General features: G+C 67.3%; 23 protein-coding genes. 5 read left to right on the top strand and 18 right to left on the bottom strand.

Annotated elements, in window-relative coordinates:
• Positions 1-6 precede the first annotated feature (6 nt).
• Positions 7-1467: an IMP dehydrogenase gene (guaB, locus tag HWX31_RS16785; protein ID WP_174962008.1), complete on the bottom strand. Its 1461-nt coding sequence runs from the start codon at positions 1465-1467 to the stop codon at positions 7-9.
• Between the two features lie 317 nt (positions 1468-1784).
• On the opposite strand from guaB, the gene HWX31_RS16790 reads away from it, so the two are divergent.
• The 3 genes from HWX31_RS16790 (at position 1785) to HWX31_RS16800 (ending at position 4819) form a co-directional block, all read left to right on the top strand.
• Complete coding sequence (locus HWX31_RS16790) at positions 1785-3005, top strand: helix-turn-helix domain-containing protein (protein WP_174962006.1); 1221 nt, start codon at positions 1785-1787, stop codon at positions 3003-3005.
• A gap of 37 nt (positions 3006-3042) precedes the next feature.
• Positions 3043-3711, top strand: coding sequence for a Vgb family protein (locus tag HWX31_RS16795; protein ID WP_174962004.1), 669 nt, complete (start codon positions 3043-3045; stop codon positions 3709-3711).
• A gap of 139 nt (positions 3712-3850) precedes the next feature.
• Positions 3851-4819, top strand: a complete 969-nt coding sequence (locus HWX31_RS16800; protein ID WP_174962002.1) for a DMT family transporter — start codon at positions 3851-3853, stop codon at positions 4817-4819.
• A 63-nt stretch (positions 4820-4882) separates the two neighbouring features.
• On the opposite strand, the gene HWX31_RS16805 is transcribed toward HWX31_RS16800, so the two are convergent.
• Entirely contained in the window at positions 4883-5206 is a 324-nt protein-coding gene (locus HWX31_RS16805; RefSeq protein WP_010092084.1) for an RnfH family protein, read from the bottom strand.
• Positions 5207-5210: 4 nt separating this feature from the next.
• Positions 5211-5648, bottom strand: coding sequence for a type II toxin-antitoxin system RatA family toxin (locus HWX31_RS16810; protein ID WP_059750030.1), 438 nt, complete (start codon positions 5646-5648; stop codon positions 5211-5213).
• A gap of 97 nt (positions 5649-5745) precedes the next feature.
• Between HWX31_RS16810 and smpB the strand changes: the two genes are divergently transcribed.
• Positions 5746-6192 carry an SsrA-binding protein SmpB gene (smpB, locus tag HWX31_RS16815; protein WP_174961999.1) on the top strand — a complete coding sequence of 149 codons (447 nt, stop codon included), beginning with the start codon at positions 5746-5748 and terminating at the stop codon, positions 6190-6192.
• 163 nt (positions 6193-6355) lie between these two features.
• Here smpB and HWX31_RS16820 read toward each other — a convergent pair whose 3' ends face one another.
• The 3 genes from HWX31_RS16820 to ppsA all read right to left on the bottom strand — a co-directional run bounded on the left by HWX31_RS16820 (position 6356) and on the right by ppsA (position 10290).
• Complete coding sequence (locus HWX31_RS16820) at positions 6356-7303, bottom strand: SPFH domain-containing protein (protein WP_174961997.1); 948 nt, start codon at positions 7301-7303, stop codon at positions 6356-6358.
• A gap of 31 nt (positions 7304-7334) precedes the next feature.
• Positions 7335-7769 (bottom strand): NfeD family protein, encoded by a 435-nt coding sequence (locus HWX31_RS16825; RefSeq protein ID WP_174961995.1) that lies wholly within the window; start codon positions 7767-7769, stop codon positions 7335-7337.
• A 121-nt stretch (positions 7770-7890) separates the two neighbouring features.
• Positions 7891-10290 carry a phosphoenolpyruvate synthase gene (ppsA, locus tag HWX31_RS16830; RefSeq protein WP_174961993.1) on the bottom strand — a complete coding sequence of 800 codons (2400 nt, stop codon included), beginning with the start codon at positions 10288-10290 and terminating at the stop codon, positions 7891-7893.
• Positions 10291-10667: 377 nt separating this feature from the next.
• Here ppsA and ppsR point away from each other — a divergent pair, with 377 nt between their 5' ends.
• Positions 10668-11483 carry a posphoenolpyruvate synthetase regulatory kinase/phosphorylase PpsR gene (gene ppsR / locus HWX31_RS16835; RefSeq protein ID WP_059609147.1) on the top strand — a complete coding sequence of 272 codons (816 nt, stop codon included), beginning with the start codon at positions 10668-10670 and terminating at the stop codon, positions 11481-11483.
• Between the two features lie 113 nt (positions 11484-11596).
• Here ppsR and HWX31_RS16840 read toward each other — a convergent pair whose 3' ends face one another.
• The 12 genes from HWX31_RS16840 to uppS form a co-directional block, all read right to left on the bottom strand.
• Positions 11597-12379 carry a TrmH family RNA methyltransferase gene (locus tag HWX31_RS16840; protein WP_174961991.1) on the bottom strand — a complete coding sequence of 261 codons (783 nt, stop codon included), beginning with the start codon at positions 12377-12379 and terminating at the stop codon, positions 11597-11599.
• On the bottom strand, positions 12376-13008 hold the full coding sequence (gene rnhB, locus HWX31_RS16845) for a ribonuclease HII (RefSeq protein WP_174961989.1): 633 nt from the start codon (positions 13006-13008) through the stop codon (positions 12376-12378). Before rnhB ends, HWX31_RS16840 begins: the two co-directional genes overlap by 4 nt.
• Positions 13005-14177: a lipid-A-disaccharide synthase gene (lpxB, locus tag HWX31_RS16850; protein WP_174961987.1), complete on the bottom strand. Its 1173-nt coding sequence runs from the start codon at positions 14175-14177 to the stop codon at positions 13005-13007. Before lpxB ends, rnhB begins: the two co-directional genes overlap by 4 nt.
• A gap of 3 nt (positions 14178-14180) precedes the next feature.
• Positions 14181-14969: an acyl-ACP--UDP-N-acetylglucosamine O-acyltransferase gene (gene lpxA, locus HWX31_RS16855; RefSeq protein ID WP_174961985.1), complete on the bottom strand. Its 789-nt coding sequence runs from the start codon at positions 14967-14969 to the stop codon at positions 14181-14183.
• A gap of 57 nt (positions 14970-15026) precedes the next feature.
• Positions 15027-15494: a 3-hydroxyacyl-ACP dehydratase FabZ gene (gene fabZ / locus HWX31_RS16860; protein ID WP_006495559.1), complete on the bottom strand. Its 468-nt coding sequence runs from the start codon at positions 15492-15494 to the stop codon at positions 15027-15029.
• 130 nt (positions 15495-15624) lie between these two features.
• The gene (lpxD, locus tag HWX31_RS16865) at positions 15625-16707 is read right to left on the bottom strand and encodes a UDP-3-O-(3-hydroxymyristoyl)glucosamine N-acyltransferase (protein ID WP_059750024.1); all 1083 of its coding nucleotides are present in this window, start codon (positions 16705-16707) and stop codon (positions 15625-15627) included.
• A gap of 16 nt (positions 16708-16723) precedes the next feature.
• Positions 16724-17221, bottom strand: a complete 498-nt coding sequence (locus HWX31_RS16870; protein WP_010092070.1) for an OmpH/Skp family outer membrane protein — start codon at positions 17219-17221, stop codon at positions 16724-16726.
• 66 nt (positions 17222-17287) lie between these two features.
• The gene (gene bamA, locus HWX31_RS16875) at positions 17288-19597 is read right to left on the bottom strand and encodes an outer membrane protein assembly factor BamA (RefSeq protein ID WP_174961983.1); all 2310 of its coding nucleotides are present in this window, start codon (positions 19595-19597) and stop codon (positions 17288-17290) included.
• 60 nt (positions 19598-19657) lie between these two features.
• A complete protein-coding gene (gene rseP, locus HWX31_RS16880) occupies positions 19658-21031 on the bottom strand; it encodes an RIP metalloprotease RseP (RefSeq protein ID WP_059631202.1) in 1374 nt (457 codons plus the stop codon).
• Positions 21032-21042: 11 nt separating this feature from the next.
• Positions 21043-22239: a 1-deoxy-D-xylulose-5-phosphate reductoisomerase gene (locus HWX31_RS16885; RefSeq protein WP_174961980.1), complete on the bottom strand. Its 1197-nt coding sequence runs from the start codon at positions 22237-22239 to the stop codon at positions 21043-21045.
• Between the two features lie 16 nt (positions 22240-22255).
• Complete coding sequence (locus HWX31_RS16890; RefSeq protein ID WP_174961978.1) at positions 22256-23080, bottom strand: phosphatidate cytidylyltransferase; 825 nt, start codon at positions 23078-23080, stop codon at positions 22256-22258.
• Positions 23074-23856: a polyprenyl diphosphate synthase gene (gene uppS, locus HWX31_RS16895; protein WP_174961976.1), complete on the bottom strand. Its 783-nt coding sequence runs from the start codon at positions 23854-23856 to the stop codon at positions 23074-23076. The genes HWX31_RS16890 and uppS overlap by 7 nt, the downstream gene beginning before the upstream one ends.
• Between the last annotated feature and the right edge of the window lie 37 nt (positions 23857-23893).

The following is a 23893-nucleotide window of genomic DNA, read 5'->3' on the forward strand; positions in this document are numbered from 1 at the left end:
CGGCGCTTAGTCCACGTGGTAGTTCGGCGCTTCCTTCGTGATCTGCACGTCGTGCACGTGCGACTCGCGCATGCCCGCCGCGGTGATCTGGACGAATTCGGCCTTCTCGTGCAGCTCGGCGATCGTCTTGCAGCCGCAGTAGCCCATGCTCGCGCGCACGCCGCCGATCAGCTGGAAGATGATTGCGTTGACCGAACCCTTGTACGCGACGCGGCCTTCGATGCCTTCCGGCACGAGCTTGTCGATGTTCGCGGAGTTGTCCTGGAAGTAGCGGTCCGCCGCGCCGTCCTTCATCGCGCCGACGGAGCCCATGCCGCGGTACGACTTGTACTGGCGGCCCTGGTACAGGAACACGTCGCCCGGCGCCTCTTCGGTGCCGGCGAACATGCTGCCCATCATCACCGCGTTCGCGCCGGCGGCGAGCGCCTTCGACACGTCGCCCGAGAAGCGGATGCCGCCGTCGGCGATGCACGGCACGCCGGTGCCGCGCAGCGCGTCCGACACGTTCGCGATCGCGCTGATCTGCGGCACGCCGACGCCCGCGACGATCCGCGTCGTGCAGATCGAGCCGGGGCCGATGCCGACCTTCACCGCGTCCGCGCCGTACTCGACCAGCGCCTTCGCGGCAGCGGCCGTCGCGATGTTGCCGCCGATCACCTCGACGTGCGGGAAGTTCTGCTTGACCCAGCGCACGCGCTCCAGCACGCCCTTGCTGTGACCGTGCGCGGTATCGACGACGATCACGTCGACGCCCGCCTGCACCAGCAGCTCGACGCGTTCTTCGTTGTCCGGACCGACGCCGACCGCCGCGCCTGCGCGCAGCTTGCCGTGCTCGTCCTTGCACGCGTCCGGGTGCTCGGTCTGCTTGGTGATGTCCTTGACGGTCATCAGGCCGCGCAGCTCGAACGCATCGTTGACGACCAGCACGCGCTCGAGGCGGTGGCTGTGCATCAGCGCCTTCGCTTCGGCGAGCGGCGTGCCTTCCTTGACCGTCACGAGGCGCTCGCGCGGCGTCATGATCGACTTGATCGGCTCGTCGAGGCGGGTTTCGAAGCGCAGATCGCGGTTCGTGACGATGCCGACGAGTTGCGGGCCCTCGACGACCGGGAAGCCCGAAATGCCATGCTGGCGCGACAGCGCGATCACGTCGCGCACCTTCATCTGCGGCGGCACCGTGATCGGGTCGCGGACGACGCCGGACTCGAAGCGCTTGACCTTCGCGACTTCGCGGGCCTGCTCGGCGGGCGTGAGGTTCTTGTGGACGATGCCGACGCCGCCTTGCTGCGCCATCGCGATCGCGAGGCGACCTTCGGTGACCGTGTCCATCGCGGCGGACACGAGCGGCATGTTCAGGGAGATGTTGCGGGTCAGCTGGGTTTTGAGGCTGGTGTCGCGCGGCAGAACGTCGGAGAAGGCCGGGACGAGGAGCACGTCATCGAAAGTGAGTGCTTTTTGGATCAGACGCATGGCAAATCCTATGGGCGCAAAATCGAATTATACGCGAAGTGCGGCTGAATTTCACAACACGAACAAAGGCTTAGCCGTTTTCCAGCGGTTGGGGGCCCGAATCGTTCGCATCCCCGTTCGAGTCGTTTTCGATCCGGTTTCGTTTTGGGCGCCGGCGCGTCCGTTCGCGCGCGCCCCCACGCCAGCCCGGCCGCGCGTGCGATCTGCGACGCGCCGGCCCGACGGCCGTGCCCCGACGACCCGCGCCGTGCGGGGGCGTGGTGCTAGATTAGTGCCGGGCGACGAACGGCGGGAGTGACGAGTGTGTCGGGATTCGGATGGATTCGCTGATTACGGCCGCAGCCCGCGCGCTCGCCGCGGGTGACCCGCTCGGCGCGCTGAACCGGGTCGCGCTGCGCGACGACGCCCCCGCGCTCGCGCTGCGCGGCATCGCGATGGCGCAGCTCGGCGACTTCGAGCGCGCGAAGGCGCTCATGCGCAGCGCGGCGCGCGCGTTCGGCCCGAAGGAGGCCGTGGCCCGCGCGCGCTGCGTCGTCGCACAAGCCGAGATCGCGCTCGCGTCACGCGAGCTCGGCTGGCCGCCGCGTGCGCTCGACGCCGCCCGCACCACGCTCGAAGCGCACGGCGATCACGTCAATGCGGCGCACGCACGCCATCTCGAGGTGCGCCGGCTGCTGCTGATCGGGCGCCTCGACGACGCCGAGCGCGCGCTCGGCGGCCTCGATCCGGCGCCGCTGCCGGCGGCGTCGCGCGCCGTGCACGAGCTCGTCGCCGCTGGCATCGCGATGCGGCGCGTGCGGCCCGGCGCCGCGCGCGCGGCGCTCGCCCGCGCACGCCAGGCCGCACAAGACGCCGGAATTGCCGCGCTGATGGCCGAGATCGACTGCGCGCGCGGCATCCTCGACGCGCCGGCCGCCCGCCGGATCGCGCCCGGCGGTGTGCAGCTCCTGCTGCTCGACGAAATGGAAGCGCTGCTGGCGTCGGACGCCGTCGTCGTGGATGCGTGCCGCCATGTCGTGCGCGACGCATGCACGGCGATCCCGCTCGCGCGGCGGCCGGTGCTGTTCGCGCTGGCGCGTGCGCTCGGCGAGGCGTGGCCGGCGGACGTGCCGAGAGACGCGCTCGTCGCCCGCGCGTTTCGTGCACGGCACGCGGACGAATCGCATCGCGCGCGCCTGCGCGTCGAGATCGGCCGGCTGCGCGCGATGCTCCGGCCGCTCGCAAATGTAACCGCGACCGCGCGCGGCTTCGCGCTCGAGCCGCACGGCGCGCGCGAGGTCGTCGTGCTCGCGCGCCCGGTCGACGACAAGCATGCGGCAGTGCTCGCCCTCCTCGCCGACGGCGAAGCGTGGTCGAGCGCCGCGCTGGCCCTCGCGCTCGGCGCGAGCCAGCGCACCGTGCAGCGCGCGCTCGACGCGCTCGCGCAGGCAGGCAAGGTACAGACGTTCGGCCGCGGGCGGGCGCGCCGCTGGACGACGCCGCCCATGCCGGGATTCGCGACGACCTTGTTACTCCCCGCGCCGCTGCCGGGCGACTAGGATGGCGTGACAGAACGACGAGGACGAGGACGGCGACATGAAACGATCCGCGGCAGACATCATCCGTGAATACGGCCCCTTTCCGGGCGTCGACGGCGTACACGGCGTCACGTTCGACGGCCGGCAGGTCTGGTTCGCGTCCGGCGACCGGCTGAACGCGCTCGATCCGGACAGCGGCGAGACGCTGCGCGCGCTCGACGTCGCCGCGCATGCGGGCACGGCCTTCGACGGCCGGCACCTGTTCCAGATCGTCGAGGACCGCATCGAGAAAATCGATCCGCAAACCGGCCGCGTGCTCGCGACGATCCCCGCGCCCGGCGGCGGCGGCGATTCGGGGCTCGCGTGGGCCGAAGGGACGTTGTGGGTCGGTCAGTATCGCGAGCGGAAGATTCATCAGATCGATCCGCAGACCGGCGCGGTGCTGCGCACGATCGAATCGAACCGCTTCGTCACCGGCGTGACCTGGGTCGACGGCGAGCTGTGGCACGGCACCTGGGAAGGCGACGCAAGCGAGCTGCGGCGGGTCGATCCGCAATCGGGGCAGGTGCTCGAACGGCTCGACATGCCGCCGGGCGCCGGCGTGTCGGGGCTCGAATCCGACGGCGGCGACCGCTTCTTCTGCGGCGGCGGCAACAGCGGGAAGATTCGGGCCGTGCGGCGCCCCGCACGCGGCGCGACGGCGCCGGCCGATTCGACGGATCAATAGGCAAAGTCTCCCCTGCCGACGACACGCGCGGCGTTCGCCAACGCCGCGCCGCTTCCCGCCGAGTGCAGGAATGAACAAGACGCCTTGCCGCCGACACCGTTAAGATGCGCGCTCGTCAGTGATTCAGTCGGAGAAGTCGATGCAGCGCGGTGTGGTGTACGGAGTGTTGGCGGGCGCCCTGTGGGGCATGGTGTTCATGGTTCCGCGGCTGTTGACCGACTTCTCGCCGCTGCTGCTGAGCGCCGGCCGCTACGCGATGTACGGCCTCGTATCGCTCGCGGCCGCGCTGCCGGTCGCGCGCTCGCTGCTCGCGCGCCTGACCCGCGAGGATTTCATCGCGCTCGCGAAGCTCGCGCTCGTCGGCAACGTCGCCTACTACATGCTGCTGTCCGGCGCGGTGCACCTGATCGGCATCGCGCCCAGCTCGCTGATCGTCGGCGTGCTGCCCGTGACCGTCACGCTCGCCGGCCTCGGCGACCACGGCGCGGTGCCGCTCAGGCGGCTGGCCGGCCCGCTCGCGCTCGTCGTCGCCGGCATCGCGTGCATCAACGTCGACCTGTTCACGTCCGAAGCCGCGCACGCGACGACGCTCGCGCAGAAACTCGCCGGCATCGCGTGCGCGGCCGGCGCGCTCGCGAGCTGGACCTGGTATGCGGTCGCGAATGCCCGCTACCTGCAGCGGCATCATCATTTCAGCGGCAACGAGTGGTCGGTGCTGTGGGGCGTCGTGACGGGCCTGATCGGCGCGCTGTGCTGGCTCGGCATCCTCGCGGCGCCCGCCGGCACGCTACAGGCGGCGCTGCCCGCATCGCGCTGGCAGTTGTTCTGGCTGCTGAACCTCGGTCTCGCGATCGGCGCGTCGTGGCTCGGCAACGGGCTGTGGAACGCCGCGTCGAAGCGCCTGCCGCTGACGCTGTCGGGCCAGCTGATCGTGTTCGAGACCGTGTTCGCGCTGCTGTACGCATTCGTCTACGATCACCGGCTGCCGCGCGTGCTCGAGATCGCGGCGCTCGTGCTGCTGCTCGCGGGCGTCTACGGCTCGGTGCGCCGGCACGGCGACACCCACACGAAGGACGATCCGATGAATGCGAACCTCACCGCGCACTGAGCGCGGCGGGGTTTCATCGGACGAATTGGACGAATGGGATGAATCAGCGCCGGATCGCGCGAATCAGCGCGAATCCTTGTGTTGCCACTTGCGGCCCTCGACGGAGCCCTCGCGGCGCGATTTCTCGACGCGGCGCTGGCGTGCGACCTTCGGGTCGACGATCAGCGGCCGGTAGATCTCGACGCGGTCGTGGTCGGCGAGCGGCGCGTCGAGCGGCACGAGCTTGCCGAACACGCCGGTTTTCGCGTGTTCGAGATCGATCTCCGGATGCAGCGCGAGCACGCCGCTCGCGTCGATCGCCGCGCGCACGGTCGCGCCGTCCGGCAACGTGACCGGAATCAGCGTCTGGCGCTCCGGCAGCGCATAGCAGACTTCGATCGACAGCATCGCGTCACCCCTTCCCGTAGCGCTGGTCGGCGCGCTTGACGAACGAATCGACGAACGTGTTCGCGATATGGCTGAACACCGGCCCGATGATCTTCTCGAGCAGGATGTTCGAGAACTCGTAATGCAGCGAGAATTCGATCTTGCACGCATCGGCGCGCAGTGCCGTGAAGCGCCACGAGCCGGTGAATTTCTTGAACGGGCCGTCCGCGAACTCCATGTCGATGCGCGTCGGGCGCTGCTGCGTGTTGCGGGTCGCGAAATGCTGCTTGATGCCCTTGAAGTTGATGTCGATGCGCGCCTCCATCCCGCTCTCGTCCTGGCGGCGGATCTCGATGCCGCCGCACCAGGGCAGGAAATTGGGGTAATCGGCAACGTCGGTGACGAGGTCGAACATCTGTTCCGCCGAATGACGGATCAATACGGTTTTCTGGACATCTGCCATAAATCGCGCGGCATCGCAAAGGTGAGAACGCAAGCCGGGCGATTCTCGCCCCGCTTTGCTAAAATCGTGATTTTAAACGAGTTGGCCCGATCCTTTCATGAGCATCATCGACAACAGGAAAGCGCGCTTCGATTACCACATCGAGGAACGCTACGAGGCGGGGCTCGTGCTCGAGGGCTGGGAAGTCAAGGCGCTGCGCGCCGGGCGCGGCCAGATCAAGGAAGGCTACGTGATCGTGAAGAACGCCGAGATCTTCCTGATCGGCACGCACATCAGCCCGCTGCCCGAAGCCTCGACGCACATCAAGCCCGATCCGCTGCGCACCCGCAAGCTGCTGCTGCATGCCGAGGAAATCAAGAAACTGATCGGCAAGGTCGAGCAGCGCGGCTACACGCTCGTGCCGCTGAACTTCCACTACAAGGGCGGCCGCGTGAAGTGCGACATCGGCCTCGCGAAAGGCAAGAAGCTGCACGACAAGCGCGAAACCGAGAAGAAGCGCGACTGGGAGCGCGAGAAGGCACGCATCATGCGCGCCGGCACCTGACGCGTCACTACTTCGCATGAAAAGGCCCGCTCGAAGCGGGCCTTTGTCCTGTGGGGAAGCGTGACGAGCCGGCGGGCGGCCGGACACGCACTTCGCCGTGCGGCAATCCGCCGCATGCCCGACGCACGATGCGGCCGCGGCAAGACCGCCGCGGCGACACCGCTCAGGCCTTGCCGGCCGGCGTGCCGGCTCCCGCCGGCCCCGCATGCCTGACGATCGACAGCGCCGACGCGATCGCGGTGCCGAGATCCGACAGGTTCGACGGCACGATCAGCGTATTGCCCTGCTTCGCGAGATTCGAGAACGCACCGACGTACTGCTCGGCGACCTTCAGGTTCACCGCATCCATCCCGCCCTGCGACTGGATCGCGTTCGCGATCTTCTGGATCGCCTGCGCGTTCGCCTCGGCGACCGCGAGAATCGCCGCCGCCTCGCCCTGCGCCTGGTTGATCGCCGCCTGCCGCTCGCCCTCGGACTTCTGGATCGCGGCTTCGCGTGCACCCGACGCGAGGTTGATCTGCTCCTGCTTGCGGCCTTCCGACGCAGCGATCAGCGCGCGCTTCTCGCGCTCCGCGGTGATCTGCGCCTGCATCGCGTGCAGGATCTCCTTCGGCGGCGTGAGATCCTTGATCTCGTAGCGCAGCACCTTCACGCCCCAGTTCGCCGCGGCCTGGTCGAGCGCCGAGACGATGTTGTGGTTGATGAAGTCGCGCTCCTCGAAGGTCTTGTCGAGCTCGAGCTTGCCGACCACCGAACGCAGCGTCGTCTGCGCGAGCTGCGTGATCGCGATCACGAAGTTGCTCGCCCCGTACGACGCCTTCATCGGATCGGTCACCTGGAAGTACAGCACGCCGTCGACCTGCAGCTGCGTGTTGTCGCGCGTGATGCAGACCTGGCTCGGCACGTCGAGCGGAATTTCCTTCAGCACGTGCCGGTACGCGATGCGGTCGACGAACGGCAGCACGATGTTCAGGCCCGGCGACAGCGTCGCGTGATAGCGCCCGAAGCGTTCGAGCACCCACGCGTGCTGCTGCGGCACGATCTTCACCGTCTTCGACACGATCACGACGGCAATGACGAGCAGGACGACCCAGATGATCAGCGAATCCATGAAGCGTTCCCTCCTTGTTGTCAGCGGACGATCAGCCCGCGGGTTTCGCCACGACTACGAGACAGTTGCCGCGCACGGCGTGCACCTTGTAAAGGCGCGCGTCGTCGCGCTCGCCTTCGGCCAGCTCGACGTCCCATTCGGCGCCCCGGTACAGGACGCGCGCGCGGCGGTCGCGCCACGCGTCGACCGTGAGGGTCGCGCCGATGTCGAGATTGATGTCCGGGTTGGCCGACGCGTCGCGCTTCTGCCTGCGCCCGAGCCCCGAACGGCGCAGCACGATCATCGCGCCGAGCGCGACCAGCGCGGCCGCCCCGAACTGCACGTGCGGCGCGAAGCCGGCCACCTGCAGCAGGCCGCCCACGAGAAACCCGAGCGCGATCATCAGCAGATTGAACGTGCCCGTCAGCAGTTCGCCGACGACCAGCACGCCCACCCCGATCCACCAGAACAAATGCCCCGACATCATGTGGTCTCCTGCAAACAAAAACACCCCGGTGCTACCGGGGTGTTTATAACATGAAGCTTGCGTTTTGCCTTCATCCGGCAGGCGAACGCGCCGCCCGCCTGCCGGAGGACCGTGACCGATCTTACTTGCGGTTGGCGAGCGCCTGCCACGTGTCGATGATCGTGTCCGGGTTCAGCGAGATCGACACGATGCCTTCGTCGGTCAGCCATTGCGCGAAGTCCGGGTGATCGGACGGGCCCTGGCCGCAGATGCCGACGTACTTGCCCATCTTGCGGCAGGTGTCGATCGCACGCTTCAGCAGGAACTTGACCGCCGGGTCGCGCTCGTCGAAGTCGACCGCGAGCAGCTCCATGCCCGAATCGCGATCGAGGCCGAGCGTGAGCTGCGTGAGGTCGTTCGAACCGATCGAGAAGCCGTCGAAGTGTTGCAGGAACTCTTCGGCGAGGATCGCGTTGGTCGGCACTTCGCACATCATGATGAGGCGCAGGTCGTTCTCGCCGCGCTTCAGGCCGTACTTCGCGAGCAGGTTCACGACGCGCTCCGCCTGCTTCACGGTCCGCACGAACGGCACCATGATCTCGACGTTCGACAGGCCCATCTCGTCACGCACGCGCTTGAGCGCGAGGCACTCCATCTCGAACGCCTGCGCGAAGTCGTCGGCGATGTAGCGCGACGCGCCGCGGAAGCCCAGCATCGGGTTTTCCTCGTCCGGCTCGTAACGCGAACCGCCGATCAGCTTCTTGTACTCGTTCGACTTGAAGTCGGACATCCGCACGATCACGGGCTTCGGGTAGAACGCCGCGGCGATCGTCGCGATGCCTTCCGTCAGCTTGTCGACGTAGAACGCACGCGGCGACGCATGACCGCGCGCGACGCTCTCGACCGCCTTCTTCAGGTCCTGATCGATGTTCGGGTACTCGAGGATCGCCTTCGGGTGCACGCCGATGTTGTTGTTGATGATGAACTCGAGACGCGCGAGGCCGACGCCGGCGTTCGGCAGCTGCGAGAAGTCGAACGCGAGCTGCGGGTTGCCGACGTTCATCATGATCTTCACCGGGATTTCCGGCAGTTCGCCGCGCTGCACTTCGGTGACTTCCGTCTCGAGCAGCCCGTCGTAGATCTTGCCTTCGTCGCCTTCCGCGCACGACACCGTGACGAGCGCGCCGTCCTTCAGCACGTCGGTCGCGTCGCCGCAGCCGACGACCGCCGGCACGCCGAGCTCACGCGCGATGATCGCCGCGTGGCAGGTCCGGCCGCCGCGGTTCGTGACGATCGCGGCCGCGCGCTTCATCACCGGCTCCCAGTTCGGGTCGGTCATGTCGGCGACCAGCACGTCGCCCGGCTGCACGCGCTCCATTTCCGACGGGTCCTGGATCACGCGCACGGGGCCTGCGCCGATCTTCTGGCCGATCGCGCGCCCCGTCGCCAGCACCTGCGACTGGCCCTTCAGCTTGAAGCGCTGCTCGGCCTTGCCGCTCGCCTGGCTCTTCACCGTTTCCGGGCGCGCCTGCAGGATGAAGATCTTGCCGTCGCGGCCGTCCTTGCCCCACTCGATGTCCATCGGACGCTCGTAGTGCTTCTCGATGATCACCGCGTACTTCGCCAGCTCGATCACGTCCTCGTCGGTGATCGAGTAGCGGTTGCGCTGCTCGTGCGGCACGTCGACCGTCTTCACGCGGCCCGGCTCGCCCGGCTGCGTGAACTCCATCTTGATCAGCTTCGAGCCGATCGAGCGGCGGATGATCGGGTACTTGTCCTGTGCGAGCGTGGTCTTGAACACGTAGAACTCGTCCGGGTTCACCGCGCCCTGCACGACGGTTTCGCCCAGGCCGTAGCTCGACGTGATGAACACGGCGTCCTTGAAGCCCGACTCGGTGTCGATCGTGAACATCACGCCGGCCGCGCCGACGTCCGAGCGGACCATGCGCTGCACGCCGGCCGACAGCGCCACTTCGGCGTGCGTGAAGCCCTTGTGCACGCGGTACGAGATCGCGCGGTCGTTATACAGCGACGCGAACACGTGCTTCATGCGATCGAGCACGTCGTCGATGCCGACGACGTTCAGGTACGACTCCTGCTGGCCCGCGAACGATGCGTCGGGCAGGTCTTCCGCGGTCGCGGACGAGCGCACGGCGAACGACAGCTCGCCCGGCGAGCCGTTCTGCAGGACTTCGAACTGCGCGCGGATGTCCTGCTCGAGGCGCGGCTGCATCGGCGCATCGACGATCCACTTGCGGATTTCCGCACCGGCTTCGGCGAGCGCCTTCACGTCGTCGATGTCGAGCGACTCGAGACGTTTCGCGATGCGGTCGGTAAGGTCGTTGTGCTTGAGGAAGTCGCGGAATGCGAGCGCGGTCGTGGCAAAACCGGTGGGTACGCGCACGCCTGCCGACGCAAGCTGGCTGATCATCTCGCCGAGCGACGCATTCTTGCCGCCGACGATCTCCACATCGGTCATCCGCAACTGCTCGAACGGAATTACATACGCCTGGTCCTTTGCGACGTTTGCTGCGTTAGTCATACAAGCCCCTAAGTGTGAAAAAAATGCTCGATCGCGCAAGTGGGCTTGAACGCGGGCGCTTGCAAAAAGGCGCGGCGCGTCTTGTGCAACCTGTTAGATAAACAATCGCCGGGCTCGAAAATCTTCCGACCCGATTTGCAAAAATCCCGGCAGAAGGGCGAAATTTGCAGCCATATCGCCGAACTTGCCGGGAATTTTCAATCGCTCGCGGCAAGCGCGCTGCGCGCATCGCGCACGGCCCCCGCAATTGCTTATCCAACAGGTTGCCGCTATTCTACCGTGCCGGCTGCCGGATGTGGCGCGACCTTGTCATTGCGCCTGGAGAGTGACCTCCAGCCGTGCGCGCCGCCCGCCCTTCACGTTCGACGTCCAGATTCATGCTGCCTACCGTTTTCATCGTCTCCGACGGCACCGGGATCACTGCCGAGACCTTCGCGCATTCGATCCTCTCCCAGTTCGACCAGAAATTCCGCCTCGTGCGCGTGCCGTTCGTCGACTCGCTCGACAAGGCGTACGCGACCGTCGAGAAGATCAACGAGGCCGCCGTGCACGACGGCCGCCGCTCGATCGTGTTCACGACGCTCGTCGACAGCGAGTCGAACGACATCGTCAAGCGCTCGAACGCGCTCGTGCTCGACATGTTCCAGCGCTTCGTCGAGCCGCTCGAGCAGGAGCTGCAGCTGAAGTCGAGCCATGCGATGGGCCGCGGCCACCAGAATGCGGACACCGAGGAATACAAGACGCGGATCGAGGCGATCAACTTCTCGCTCGCGCACGACGACGGCCAGTCGAATCGCAACCTGTCGGAGGCCGACGTGATCCTCGTCGGCGTGTCGCGCAGCGGCAAGACGCCGACGAGCCTGTACCTCGCGATGCAGTACGGCGTGAAGGCCGCGAACTATCCGCTGATTCCGGAAGACTTCGAGCGCGGCAAGCTGCCGTCCGCGCTCAGCGCGCACCGCGACAAGCTGTTCGGGCTGTCGATCGATCCGCAGCGCCTGTCCGAGATCCGCAACGAGCGCCGGCCGGGCAGCAAGTACGCGGCGCCCGAGAATTGCCGCTACGAGATCAACGAAGCCGAGGCGATGATGCGCCGCGAAGGCATCAAGTGGCTGTCGTCGACGCACAAGTCGATCGAGGAGATCGCGACGACGATCCTGCAGGAAGTCCGCCTCGACCGGCAATCGTACTGACGCAGCGCGGGCGCGCTGCCCTTCCCGCCCCGAAAATGCAAAAGGCCGCGTGCGACACGCGGCCTTTCTCGTTTCGCAGCGCCGGGGCGTGACCGCCCTGCCGCCGCGCACCGTCACGCGCGGCGCAGCTGCCGCACCTGCTCGAACAGGCAGACCGCGGCGGCCGCCGCGACGTTCAGCGACTCCATCCCGCCCGGCTGCGGAATCGTCACGCGATGCGTCGCCGCATCACGCCAGAACGCCGACACGCCGGCGCCCTCGTTGCCGAACACCCAGACGACCGGCCCGGCCAGGTCGCAATCGTAGATCGCCTGCGCGCCGTGCGAATCCGTCAGCGCGACCGGCACGCCGATCCGCTCGGCGAGCGCGCCCGCCTCGACGTCCTCGTGGATCGACAGCAGGAAATGCGCGCCCATACCCGAGCGCAGCACCTTCGACGACCATGCGTACGCGGTGCCCGGCGCGCAGAACACGTGCTTCACGCCCGCCGCTGCCGCGCTGCGCAGGATCGAGCCGACGTTGCCGGCATCCTGCACGCCGTCCAGCACGACCGACGTATCGGTCACGCGCGCGGGCAGCGGATGGGACGGCCGGCCGACGAGCAGCAGGAAGCCGACGCCGTTGACGACGTTCGACAGCTGGCCGAACAGCGCGTCGGGCAACGTGACGAGCCGGTGCGCGTCGATGCGCGCGACGATTGCCTGCGCCTCGTCGTGGCGCAGCGCGCCTTCGGTCGCGACGCACAGTTCGGGAATCGCGCCGGTGTCGAGATACGCGCTCGCGAGATGGAATCCTTCGAGCAGCGCCTCGCCGCTCTTGCGCTGGTGATGCGTCGATCCGGCGAGCGCCTTCAGGCGTTTGTACAGCGGGTTGTCGCGGGAGGTAATGACTTTCATCGAATCAGATCGAGCGCCGCGCGCACCGGCGCGAACGAGCGGCGATGCGCTTCGCACGGCCCGTGCTCGCGCAGCGCGGCAAGGTGTTTCTCGGTGCCGTAGCCCGCATGCACGTTGAACCCGTAGACGGGAAAGCGCTCGTGCAGGTCGACCAGCATGCGGTCGCGTGCGACCTTCGCGAGAATCGACGCCGCCGAGATGCTCGGCACCAGCGCATCGCCGCTGACGATCGCCTCGGCGCGCACCGACAGCGTCGGGCAGCGGTTGCCGTCGATCTGCGCGAGCGTCGGCACGACCGCGAGCCCTTCGACGGCCCGCTTCATCGCGAGCATCGTCGCGTGCAGGATGTTCAGCGTGTCGATTTCCTCGACGCTCGCCGACGCGATGCAGTACGCGTGCGAACGCGCGACGATCAGCTCGTACAGCGCATCGCGCTTCTTCGCCGAGAGCGCCTTCGAATCGTCGAGCCCGTCGATCGGCTGCGCCGGATCGAGAATCACCGCGGCGGCCACGACCGGGCCCGCGAGCGGGCCGCGCCCGGCTTCGTCGACGCCGCAGACGATCTCGTCGGGCCGGCTGAAGTCGAAGCCGCCCTGCGCGCGGCGACGCGATGTGCGTGCCGCCGTCATGCGCGCCGCCCCTTGCGCTGTTCGATCACGCGTACGACCGCGTCGGCGGCCTTCGCAGCCGTGTTCTGCCGCAGGGAAAGATGCATTTCGGTAAAGATTTCGGTGAGCGTGCGGCGGTTCGCGTCGTCGCGCAACTGCGTCAGCGTCGCGTCGGCCAGCGCCTCCGGCGTCGCGAAATGCTGCAGCAGTTCCGGCACGACGAAGCGCCCGGCGAGGATGTTCGGCAGGCCGACGTACGGCAGATAGCCCTGCCGGCGCATGATCTGCCCGGTCAGCCAGGGCACCTTGTACGAGATCACCATCGGCTTCTTCAGCAGCGCGGCTTCCAGCGTCACGGTGCCGCTCTTGACGAGGATCGCGTCCGCCGCCGTCATCGCGACCTGCGAACGGCCTTCGGTGATCGTCAGCGCCAGTTGCGGATGCGCGTCGACGAGCGGCTGCAGCAGCGCGCGCAGCGCCGGCGTCGCCGCCGGCATCACGAAGCGCACGCCCGGCTCGCGCTGCTGCATCAGCGCCATCGCCGCGAAGAACGTCGGGCCGATCAGCGCGATTTCCGAGCGCCGGCTGCCGGGCAGCACGGCGATCACCGGGCCGTCGGCAGGCAGGCCCAGCGCGATCCGCGCGCCGTGCGTGTCGGGCTCGAGCGGGATCTCGTCGGCGAGCGGATGGCCCACGTAGGTCGACGCGACACCTGCCTTGTCAAGCAATGCCGGCTCGAACGGAAACAGGCACAGCATGTGGTCGACCGACTTGACGATCTTCTTGATCCGGCCGCCGCGCCATGCCCAGATCGACGGGCACACGAAGTGGATCGACGGAATGCCCGCGTCGCGCACTGCCTGCTCGACGTTGAAGTTGAAGTCCGGCGCATCGACGCCGATGAACGCATCCGGCCGGTCGGCGAGCAGCTGGCGCTTCAGTTCGCCGCGGATCCGCAGGATCTCCGGAATCTGGCCGAGCGCCTCGACATAGCCGCGCACCGTCAGCTTGTCCATCTGCCAGTGCGAGTCGAAGCCGTGCGCGATCATCCGCTGGCCGCCGATCCCGTAATAACGGGCCGACGCCGGCAGCCGCTCGTGCAGCCCGCCGAGCAGCGATGCCGCGAGCAGGTCGCCCGACGGCTCGCCCGCCACCATTGCAAGCCGGAGCTGGTTGGTCGGGAGCGACATCGCTTAGCGGATGATGCCGCGCTGGGACGCGTCGATGAACGCGACGAGCGCCTTGACCGGCGCGTCGCCGTCGCCGCCGGCTTCCGCCAGCTCGCGCAGCTGCACCTTCGCTTCCTCGAGCGACAGGCCGTTCTTGTACAGCAGCCGGTATGCGCTGCGCAGCGCCGAGATCGCATCGGGCGAGAAGCCGCGACGGCGCAAGCCTTCGACGTTGATCCCGTGCGGTTCGGCCTTGTTGCCGGCCGCGATCACGAACGGCGGCACGTCCTGCACGAGCGCCGACGCGCCGCCGAGCATCGCGTGCGCGCCGATGCGCACGAACTGGTGCACGCCGGACATGCCGCCGACGATCGCCCAGTCGCCGATCTCGACGTGGCCCGCCATCTGCGCGTTGCTCGACAGGATCACGTGGTTGCCGACACGGCAGTCGTGGCCGATGTGAACATAGGCCATGATCCAGTTGTCGTCGCCGAGCGTCGTCACGCCGGCGTCCTGCACGGTGCCGGTGTGGATCGTCGTGAATTCGCGGATCGTGTTGCGATTGCCGATCACGAGCCGGGTCGGCTCGTCCTGGTACTTCATGTCCTGCGGCCGGCCGCCGACCGACGCGTAATGGCCGATGCGGTTGTCCTCGCCGATCGTCGTGTGACCTTCGATCACGCTGTGCGAACCGATCGTGGTACGCGCACCGATCGTGACGTGCGGGCCGACGATCGCGTACGGGCCGACCTCGACCGATTCGTCGATCTGCGCGCCTGGCTCGACAATCGCCGTGGGATGAATCCTGGTCATGCGCGGTTGCCTCTCAATATGATGTGTCGCGTTGCATTGCCATGCGTGCCGCGTCGCTCAGGGCGCCGCGTCGGCCGTCTTGACCGTGCACATCAGTTCGGCTTCCGCCGCGACCTTGCCGTCCACTTCCGCCACCGCCTTGAACTTCCAGATGCCGCGGATATAGCGTTCGAACGTCACGTTCAGGATCAGCTGGTCGCCCGGCTCGACCACGCGCTTGAAGCGCGCGCCATCGATGCCGACGAAGTAGTACAGCGTGTTTTCCGGGTCCTTCGGCTGCTCTTCCGCGAACGTCAGCAGCGCGGCCGCCTGCGCGAGCGCCTCGAGAATCAGCACACCCGGCATCACCGGCCGCTTCGGGAAATGCCCCTGGAAGAACGGCTCGTTGATCGACACGTTCTTCAGCGCCTTGATGCCCTTGTGCGGCTCGAGCTCGAGCACGCGGTCGACGAGCAGAATCGGGTAGCGATGCGGCAGCAGCGTGAGGATCTTGTGGATGTCGAGATTGATTTTTTCAGTGCTCATGATGGTTCGTCTCACGCAGAGGCTGCGCGGTGGTGAAGCAAGTGCTGATGCGGGCCGGTGCCCGGCCCTGTCGGTCGAACCGGGCGGCACGTGCAGTCCCTGCCCGGTTCATGATGTCGCATGGTATGGGTTACGCGTCCGCGCCGCCGCCCTGGGCGGCCAGTGCGGTCTCGAGCGCCTTGATGCGGTCGCGCAGCTTGTCGAGATTGCGCACGAGCGCTGCGCTCTTGTTCCAGTCGCCGTGGTCGACGGCCGGGAATGCGCTCGTGTAGATGCCGGCCTTCGGCAGCGACTTCGATACGCCCGACTTCGCGGTGACGATCACGTAATCGCCGAGCGTCACGTGACCCGCGATGCCGGCGGCGCCGCCGATCATGCAGTGGCGGCCGATCGTCGTGCTGCCCGCGATCCCCGCGTTCCCGGCGATCACCGTGTAGGCGCCGATCCGGCAGTTGTGGCCGATCTGGACCAGGTTGTCGATCTTCACGCATTCCTCGATGACGGTGTCCGCCATCGCGCCGCGGTCGATCGTCGTGTTCGCGCCGATTTCGACGTCCGGGCCGATCGCCACGCCGCCGACCTGCGGGATCTTGACCCAGCTGCCGGTGCGCGCGTCGCCGTCGCCGACGAAGTCCGGCGCGAATCCGAAGCCGTCCGAGCCGATCACCGCGCCCGAATGCACGATCGCGCGCGGGCCGATCCGGCAGCCGTGGTAGACCGACACGTTCGGATACAGGTGGGAACCGGCGCCGATCTTCGTGCCGCGGCCGACGAACACGTTCGCGTCGAGCTGCACGCCGTCCTCGATCACCGCGCCCGCGTCGATCGTCACGTGCGGACCGATCACCGCAGTCGCGGCGACCTGCGCGGCCGGATCGATCGTCGCGCTCGGATGCACGCCCGCGGCGCGCGGCGGCGCGGCGAGGTCGATGAACATCTGTGCGACGCGCGCGAAGTACGCGTACGGATTCGGCGTCACGATAAAGCTACGGCCGGTAGCGGCCGCGCCCAGCTTCTCCAGATCCTTCGGCGCGATCAGCACCGCGCCTGCCCGGGTCGTCTCGACCTGCGACAGGTATTTCGGATTCGCGAGGAACGCGAGCTGCTGGGGGCCGGCCTGGTCGAGCGGCGCGAGGCCGCCGACCTGGCACTGGTGGTCGCCGACGATCTCGCCGCCGAACCGCTTTACGAGTGCCTCAAGCGTCAATGCCATTCGTCGTCCGCTCCGTTCAGTTCACCGAGCCGGACGCGAGCGCCTTGAGCACCTTGTCGGTGATGTCGATGCGCGGGCTGACGTACACGGCTTCCTGCACGATCAGGTCGTAGTTCTGCTGCTCGGCGATCTGCTTGATGACCTTGTTCGCGCGCTCGAGCACCGCCGCCAGCTCTTCATTGCGGCGCTGGTTGAGATCCTCGCGGAATTCGCGCTGCTTGCGCTGGAAGTCCGTATCGAGCTGCGCGAGGTCGCGCTGCTTCTGTGCGCGATCGCCCGGCGACAGCGACGCGCCGTTCTTGTCCAGCGAATCCGACATCGACTTCAGGCGCTGCGCCATGTCCTGCAGGTCCTTGTCGCGCTTCGCGAACTCGGCTTCGAGCTTCGTCTGCGCCGCCTTGGCGGGCACGGACTCGCGCAGGATCCGATCCGAATTGACCGCCGCGATGCGGGCGACGTCCTGTGCGTGCACCGTCGCGGCGCCCAGGGCCAGCGCAACGGTCAGCGCGCACATCACTCGTTTCGAAAACTTACCGGTTAGCAAAATTACCCTCTCGTTGCTGTTGTCATGAGCGTTCGATCAGAACGCCGTCCCGATCTGGAACTGGAATTTCTGGTACTTGTCGCCTTCGTGCTTCTGAATCGGGAAGCCGAGGCTCAGCTTGAGCGGCCCGATCGGCGAGATCCACGCGAGGCCGACGCCGTAGCCGTAACGCAGGCCATTCGCGCCCGTGCTGTTGCCGCCCGGCGCGTTGCCCCACACGTTGCCGCCGTCGACGAACGTGAACACGCGCAGCGTGCGGTCGTAGCCGGTGCCCGGCAGCGGGAACGTCAGCTCGATGTTGCCGACGACCATCTTCGAGCCGCCGATCGGATCGCCCGTCTTCGAGTCGCGCGGGCCCAGCGAGCTCGGCTCGTAGCCGCGCACGGAGCCGATACCGCCCGCGTAGTAGTTCTTGAAGATCGGGTACGGGTTGCCGATGCCGTTGCCGTAGCCGCCTTGCAGGTTCATGCCGAGGATGAAGCCGCGCGAGAACGAATAATAGTACTGCGCCTGCAGGTCCGCCTTGTAGTACTGGATCTTGCCGACCGGCACGCCGTACTCCATGTTCGCCTGCGTGAAGTAGCCGCGGCTCGGGATCAGCGCGCTGTCACGCGCGTCGCGCGACCACGCGACCGTCAGCGGCACCGTGTTCGACACGCGGCCGAACTGGCTCACGTAGTCCTGGTAGCTCTGCGGCGTGTTCGAATCGACGTCGAGGCGGTTCTGCTCGAAGCCCGCGCCGAAGTAGACGGTGTCGACTTCCGAGAACGGGATGCCGAACTTCATGTTGCCGCCCGCGCTGACGATCTTGAAGCTCGAGTTCGTCGAATAGTAGAGCGGCTGGTACGTGCGGTAGTAGACGTCGGTGATCCGCTTGATGCCGTCGACCGTGAAGTACGGGTCGACCTGCGTGACGGTCAGCGTCCGGTAGCTCTTCGCGGTGTTGACGTTCACCGCGAGACTCGTGCCCGAACCGAACACGTTGTCCTGCGACACGCCCGCCGACAGCACGACCTTGTCCGTCGACGAGAAGCCGGCGCCCAGCGTGATCGCGCCGGTCGGCTTCTCGGCGACCTTCACGTTCACGTCGACCTGGTCGTTCGTGCCTTCGACCGGCACCGTCGCCACGTCGACGTCGGTGAAGTAGCCGAGACGGTTCACGCGGTCCTTCGACAGCGCGAGGCGGCTCGAGTCGAACCACGAGCTTTCGAGCTGGCGCATTTCGCGGCGCACGACCTCGTCGCGGGTCCGCGTGTTGCCGACGATGTTGATGCGGCGCACGTACACGCGGCGGCTCGGATCGACGACGAGCGTCAGGTTCACCTTGTGGTTCGCCTGGTCGATGTCCGGCTGCGCGTTGACGGCCGCGAACGCGTAGCCGTATTCGCCGAGCTTGTCGACGATCGCCTTCGTCGTCTGCTGCAGCTTCTCGGCCGAGAAACGGTCGCCCGGCTTGATCTTGATCAGCTTGTTCAGCTCGGCCTCGCGGTCGAGCAGGTTGCCCGCGAGCTTGATGCCGGACACCGTATACGGCTCGCCTTCGTGCAGCGTGACCGTCATGTACATGTCTTTCTTGTCCGGCGAGATCGACACCTGGGTCGACTCGATGTTGAACTCGAGGTAGCCGCGGTTCAGATAGTACGAGCGCACCGCCTCGAGGTCGCCGGTCAGCTTTTCCTTCGAGTACAGGTCGTTCTTCGTGTACCAGGAGAACCAGTTCGGCGTCGACAGCTGCATCTCGTCGCGCAGCGTGCTCGTCTTGAACGCCTTGTTGCCGATGAAGTTGATCTGACGGATCTTCGCGCTCGGACCTTCGGCAACCGCGAACAGGATCGACACGCGGTTCGCGTCGACCGGCGTGACCGTGGTCTTGACCTCGGCTGCATAGAAGCCGCGCGTCAGGTACTGGCGCTTGAGCTCCTGCTCCGCCTTGTCGACGAGCGCCTTGTCGTAGTAGCGGCCGTCCGCGAGACCGACCGCGCGCAGCGCCTTGGTCAGGTTGTCCTTGTCGAATTCCTTCGTGCCGGTGAAGTCGATCGACGCAATCGCCGGACGCTCCTGAACCTGCACGATCACGACGTTGCCCTGGGTGGCGATGCGCACGTCGTTGAAGAAGCCCGTCGCATACAGCGCGCGAATTGCTTCGGATGCCTTGTCGTCCGTGAAGGTATCGCCTTGCTTGATCGGCAGGTACGCAAACACGGAGCCCGGTTCGACGCGCTGCAAGCCCTCGATCTTGATGTCTTGCACCACGAACGGTGCGGCTGCATGCGCCGCGAGTCCGTGCGCGGCGAGCGCCGCCGCTGCCATTGTCTTAGGTACAAAGCGATGAGGTTTGAACAACATGCATCCCCAATATTTAGCTGCATCAAATCAGGCGGCTGCCCGCGGCCGCCGCCCGACGCTTCAGAAATGGATTAACCGAGCCAGATCGTTGAACAGCGCGATCGCCGACAATGCGACGATGCAGATCAACCCGGCTCTTTGCAGAATCAGTTGCCAGCGTTCCGAAACGGCTTTCCCGGTCGCGGCTTCAACCAGATAATATAACAGATGCCCCCCGTCCAAAACGGGAATCGGCAACAAGTTCAGTACGCCAAGGCTAATGCTGACAAGGGCGAGGAACGACAGGAACGCCGACGGACCCAGCCGCGCGCTCTTTCCTGCGTAGTCGGCGATCGTGACCGGGCCCGACAGGTTTTTCAGCGAAGCGTCCCCGGTGATCATCCGCCCGAACATCCGCAGCGAGTACACCGCGATGTCCCACGTGCGGCGCGCGCCCAGCTTCAGGCTGTCGATCGGCCCGTAGCGCACGTCGACGCCCGGCGTCTGCATCGACAGCGCCGCGCCGATGCGGCCGACCTGGCGCCCGGTTTCGTCGTCCGGCTGCGCCTGCGGCACGATCGTGACCGTCTGTGCGACGCCGCCGCGCTCGATCTTCATCGCCAGCGTCTTGCCCGCGTGATGCTTGATCGCGTCGATGAAGCGCGACGCGCCGCCGATCCGCTCGCCGTCTAGCGCCAGCAGCTTGTCGCCGCTCTTCAGTCCCGCCTGCTGCGCCGCGCTGCCCGGCTGCACCGACGCGACCGACAGCGTGCCGCCGCCCGGCTCGAAGCCCAGCCGCGCCATGAAATCGTCGTCGATGTCGCCTTCCGCGATATTGCGCAAATCGACGCGGAAATCGAACGTCGAAGCACCGCCGTCGCGCGCGCCGAGCACGACCTCCCGGTGATCGAACGCCGCCGCGAGGAGCTTCCAGCGCAAGTCCGGCCACGAGCGCACCGGCTGCGCGTCGCCTGCGGGCACGTCACGGATCGACACGATCGTCTCGTTGCCGTCGAAGCCCGCGCGGGCCGCCACCGTGCCGGCCGCCGGCGGCGCGATGATCGCCGCGGGCTCGGTCACGCCGGACGCGAAAACGACCGAGAACAGCACGATTGCCAACAGGAAGTTGGCAATCGGCCCCGCCGCGACGATCGCGATGCGCTTGCCGACCGACTGGCGGTTGAACGCCTGGCCGAGTTCCTCCGGCTTCACGCCGGGGCCCGGTTCGCGTTCGTCGAGCATCTTCACGTAGCCGCCGAGCGGCAGCGCGGACAGCGTCCACTCGGTGCCGGTCTTCTTGCTGACCCAGCGCGCAACCGGCTGGCCGAAGCCGATCGAGAAGCGGAGCACCTTCACGCCGCACCAGCGCGCGACGCGATAATGACCGTACTCATGCACGACGACCAGCACCCCGATCGCCACCGCAAACGCGATCAGTTCGACCAGCACGTTCATGAGCACCTCATTCAGGCAGTGCGCTCCACGCGTGGCGCAGGCGCTTTCGCAATGATCTCGGCGGCGAGGCGGCGTGCCTCGGCATCCGCCGCCAGGACGTCGTCGAGCCCGTTCGGTACGCGGTTCGGCAGCACATTGAGCACCGCGTCGACCGTCGCCGCGATCGCCATGAAGCCGATCCGGCGCTCGAGAAACGCTTCGACCGCGATTTCGTTCGCCGCGTTCAACGCGGCGCTCGCGATGCCGCCTTCAGCCAGCGCCTTCAGCGCGAGCGCGAGGCACGGGAAGCGCGCGTAGTCGGGCTTCTCGAACGACAGCTGCGCGATCTGCGCGAGGTCGAGCTGCTCGACGCCCGCGTCGACGCGGTCCGGATAAGCGAGCGCATGCGCGATCGGCGTGCGCATGTCGGGGTTGCCGAGCTGCGCGAGCACCGAGCCGTCGCGGTACGACACGAGCGAATGGATCACGCTCTGCGGATGGATCAGCACGTCGATCCGGTCGCCCGGCAGCCCGAAGATCCAGTGCGCCTCGATCACTTCGAGGCCCTTGTTCATCATCGTCGCGGAATCGACCGAGATCTTCCGGCCCATCACCCAGTTCGGGTGCTTGCACGCCTCGTCGGGCGTCACGTCGGCGAGCGTTGCCGGTTCGCGCGTGCGGAACGGGCCGCCCGATGCGGTCAGGATGATCTTCGCGATCCCGCCGTGCTCGGCCGCGTCGCGCGGCATGCACTGGAAGATCGCGTTGTGCTCGCTGTCGACCGGCAGCAGGATCGCGCCATGGTCGCGCACCGCGTCCATGAAGATCGCGCCCGACATCACGAGCGATTCCTTGTTCGCGAGCAGGATGCGCTTGCCGGCACGCGCGGCCGCGAGGCTCGGCGCGAGGCCCGCCGCGCCGACGATCGCCGCGACGACCGTGTCGCACTGGTCGCTCTTCGACACGTCGACGAGCGCCTGCGGCCCGTAGGCAACCTGGGTCTTGCTGCCGGCCGCGCGCAACTGCGCTTCGACATGCGCGGCCGTCTGCGCGTCGCCGACCACCGCGACCTCGGGCGCAAAGCGCAGGCACTGGGTGACCAGCTTGTCGCCGTTGCGATGCGCGGTCAGCGCATAAACCGAGAAGCGCTCCGGATGGCGCGCGACCACGTCGAGCGTACTGTCTCCGATCGAGCCCGTCGAACCGAGCAATGTCAGGCGTTTTTGCATAACTGAAGTGTAGGGGTTAACCGTGAAACAGCAGCATCGCGAGCGGCAGCACGGGCAGCAGTGCGTCGACGCGGTCGAGCACGCCGCCGTGCCCCGGCAGCAGACCGCTCGAATCCTTCACGCCGGCCTGGCGCTTCAGCAGCGACTCGAACAGGTCGCCGATCACGCTGTACGCGACGAGCAGCGTCAGCGCCGCCCAGGCGCCCGGCCCGCCGAACTGCGCGGCGAAAGCAGAAAAAAGGGTCGGCTCGAACAGGTGCGCGCCCATCGCGACACTTGCGACGATCATCACGGCGAGCCAGCCGCCCACCGCCCCTTCCCAGCTCTTCCCGGGGCTGATCGTGACCGCCAGTTTACGCTTCCCGAAGGCCTTGCCCGCGAAATATGCGCCGATATCGGCCAGCCAGACGACGAGCAGCAGCGACAGCACGAACGGCACGCCCTGCGCGCGCGCCGCGACGAGCGCGTGCCAGCAGGCGGCGAAGATCACGAGGCCCGCCGCGAGCAGGAACGGCCGCCACATGCCCCCGGCGAGCACGGGCTTGCGCCGCAGCGCGAACGGGCCGACCAGCAGCCAGAACACGCCGGCCGCCGCAAAAAGGGGGCGGGATGAAGAGGTGCCGATGCCGACGCGCGTGGTCGCCAGCAGCGCCAGCGCCGCGACGATTGCGTAGACGACCGGGCCGGCGCCGCCGAGCTTCAGCAGGCGCGCCCATTCCCAGGCGGCGAACACGAGCACGACGCCGATCAGCGCGCCGAACGCGCTCAACGGTGCGAACAAGGTCACCGGCAGCAGCACCGCCAGCAGCACGACCGCCGTGATCACACGGGTTTTCAGCATGAAAGGGAATCGGCGTTCTGGGATTGCGGCTCGAGCTGCGCGCTCGTGCGGCCGAAGCGGCGTTCGCGATCGGTGTACGACGCCAGCGCATCGGTCAGCGCCGCGCCGTCGAAGTCCGGCCAGAATTTGTCGGTGAAATAGAATTCGGTGTACGCGAGCTGCCACAGCAGGAAGTTGCTGATGCGCTGTTCGCCGCCAGTGCGGATGAACAGGTCGGGCTCCGGCGCATAGGCCATCGCCAGGTGGGGCGCGAAGCTGTCTTCGCTGACTTCCACCTCGCGGCCCTCGCGCACGGCCTGCTCGACGAGCTTGCGGGTCGCTTGCAGGATGTCCCACCGGCCGCCGTAGTTCGCGGCGATGGTGAGCGTGAGGCGCGTGTTGCGCGCCGTCTTGGTTTCGGCGCGGCGGATCAGCGCCTGGATCCGCGGCTCGAAGCGGTCGAGATCGCCGACGACGCGCAGGCGGATCCCGTTCGCATGCAGCTTGCCGACCTCGCGCTCCAGCGCGGTGATGAACAGCCGCATCAGGAACGACACTTCCTCGGTCGGCCGCCGCCAGTTCTCCGAGCTGAACGCGAACAGCGTCAGGTATTCGACGCCGACGCGCGCGCAGCCCTCGACCACCGCCCGCACCGCGTCGACGCCGCGCGTATGCCCCGCGACGCGGGGCAGGCGGCGTTCGGTCGCCCAACGGCCATTGCCGTCCATGATGATCGCGATGTGACGCGGCACGGCGCCGACGTCAGGCACGCGAACGGTAGAGCTGGTATAAGTCATGGCCGTTGAGACAGTAATGCGGGAAGAAGGCGGGACG

The organism is Burkholderia ubonensis, from assembly GCF_902833085.1.
Classification (GTDB): Bacteria; Pseudomonadota; Gammaproteobacteria; order Burkholderiales; family Burkholderiaceae; genus Burkholderia; species Burkholderia ubonensis.